This window comes from Sphingobium sp. D43FB (genome assembly GCF_002312805.1).
In the GTDB taxonomy this organism is placed as follows: Bacteria; Pseudomonadota; Alphaproteobacteria; order Sphingomonadales; family Sphingomonadaceae; genus Sphingobium.
Map to the genome: position 1 here is coordinate 1 of NZ_NMUA01000102.1, position 2,275 is coordinate 2,275.

3 protein-coding genes are annotated in these 2,275 nt (G+C 63.6%); all 3 read left to right on the forward strand.

What is annotated here, in order from left to right:
- The first annotated feature begins 85 nt into the window (after positions 1 to 85).
- Positions 86 to 433, forward strand: a complete 348-nt coding sequence (locus SxD43FB_RS23320; protein ID WP_096064136.1) for a transposase — start codon at positions 86 to 88, stop codon at positions 431 to 433.
- Entirely contained in the window at positions 430 to 771 is a 342-nt protein-coding gene (gene tnpB, locus SxD43FB_RS23325; protein WP_096064137.1) for an IS66 family insertion sequence element accessory protein TnpB, read from the forward strand. The genes SxD43FB_RS23320 and tnpB overlap by 4 nt, the downstream gene beginning before the upstream one ends.
- A 71-nt stretch (positions 772 to 842) precedes the next feature.
- Positions 843 to 2,275: IS66 family transposase (locus SxD43FB_RS23330; protein ID WP_096064138.1), on the forward strand; the 1,433-nt coding region annotated here is incomplete at its 3' end.

The window sequence follows — 2,275 nt, forward strand, 5'->3', positions numbered from 1 at the left end:
GGTATCCATCCGGCGGCGCCCGCCTTGTCGTGAGGTAGTGGACTGCTCTTAAGAATGCTCTCGAGAGTAGGCTTAGGAGCGGTTCATGGGGCAGATAACGGTAATGACCGGGCCGGAACGGCGGCGGCGTTGGAGCGACGAGGAACGGCTGCAGATTTTGGCAGAAGCCTTTGCGCCTGGGGCCAGCGTTTTGGCTGTGGCACGGCGGCACGATATTTCTACGGCGCGGATTTACACATGGCGCAGCAAACTGCGACAACCGCCCGCCCTGAGCGAGTTCGCCGAGGCGGTGGTAGACGATGGCGCCCAGCAAGGCGGGCAACAGGCGGGGATGCCGGTGATCATCATCGATCTCGGCGCCAAGGGACGCGTGAACGTATCAGCTGCGGCATCACCTGCATTGGTGTCGGCGGCGCTGAAGGCCTTGCGATGATCCCAGCAGGAGCACGGGTGTGGATCGCAATGGGCCATACCGATATGCGTCGCGGCATGCAGAGCCTCGCGGCGATGGTGCAGCAGAGTTTTTCGCGAGACCCATTTGCCGGCGATCTTTGGGTCTTTCGCGGGCGTAACGGGTCGCTGGTGAAGATAATCTGGCACGACGGTCTCGGGATGTCGCTTTATTCGAAGCGGTTGGAACGGGGGAAGTTTATTTGGCCCTCCGCGACGGACGGCGTAGTCTCGCTGACGAGCTCACAGCTGGCCTGTTTGCTCGACGGCGTGGACTGGCGGAACCCGCAATATAGCTGGCGCCCGCAGAGCGCGGGATAGGCGCGGATTTTCTTCGTCGAGGCCGCATTTTCCGCTTTAACCGGGCGGTTTTCTGTGATTCCATCCTGGTTGTGGACGCCGCCGTTTCGCCCCTGCCTGACGACATTGAAGTGCTCAAGGCGCTGGTCCGGCTCAGCACGCAACGCGCCGATGCGGCCGAACAGCGCGCCACCACCGCCGAGGCCGAACTGGCCAATGCCCGTGCCCGGGAGAGCGCCACCGAGGCATTGATCTCGCACTACAAGTTGCAGATCGCCAAGCTCAGGCGCGAGCAATACGGCCCCAGCGCCGAACGCACCCGCCGGCTTCTTGCGCAGTTGGAGTTTGAGCTCGAAGATTTGGAGGCCGACGCCGCCGAAGACGATCTGGCCGCCGAGACCGCCGCGACAAAGGCCACGAACGTCACCGCCTTCGAGCGCAAGAGGCCGGTCAGAAAGCCGTTCCCCAACCATTTGCCCCGCGACCGCGTCGTCGTTCCGGCGCCCTGTTCCTGTCCGGCCTGTGGCGGCATGCGCCTGTCGAAGCTGGGCGAGGATGTGACCGAGACGCTAGAGGTGATCCCGCGCGCCTGGAAGGTCATCCAGACCGTGCGCGAGAAGTTCTCCTGCCGAGATTGCGAGAAGATCACGCAGCCGCCCGCGCCATTCCATGTCGTGCCGCGTGGCTGGGCGGGCCCAAGCTTCCTCGCCATGCTGCTGTTCGAGAAGTATGGGCAGCACCAGCCTCTCAACCGCCAGGCCGAGCGTTTCACCCGTGAAGGCGTGCCGCTGAGCGTTTCCACGCTCGCTGACCAGGTCGGCGCGGCTTCCTTCGCCTTGATGCCGATCTTCCGGCTGATTGAGGCCCATGTCTTTGCCGCCGAACGCGTACATGGCGACGACACTACCGTGCCGGTCATGGCCAAGGGCAAGACCGATACCGGTCGATTATGGGATTATGTCCGGGACGACCGCCCGTTTGGCGGCGCCGATCCGCCAGCGGTCGTTTTCTATTATTCGCGCGACCGGCGCGGCGAACATCCCCAGGCGCATCTCGCGTCCTGGTCCGGGATTCTGCAGGCAGATGCTTATGCGGGCTATTTCGAGCTGTACGCTCCCGACCGCCAGCCTGGTCTCATCCTGGAGGCAGGATGCTTTGCCCATGCACGCAGGAAGTTCTTCGAACTCGCCGACGTCGAGGGCGCAGCGCGCAAGAAGAGCCGCGGCGAGCGAGCCAGTCCCATCTATCCGATTGCGCTGGAGGCGGTGCAGAAGCTGGACGCCCTGTTCGACGTTGAGCGCGGTATCAACGGCAAGACACCAGCGGAGCGGCTTGCCGCCCGTCAGGAGTTGAGCGCGCCGCTGATCGCCGAACTGCACGACTGGTTGAACGCCCAACTCGCCAAGCTGTCGCGTAACCATGATCTCGCCAAGGCCATCAACTATATGCTCCGGCGCTGGGACGCCTTCACCCGCTTCCTCATCGATGGGAGGGTATGCCTCACGAACAACGCAGCGGAACGGGC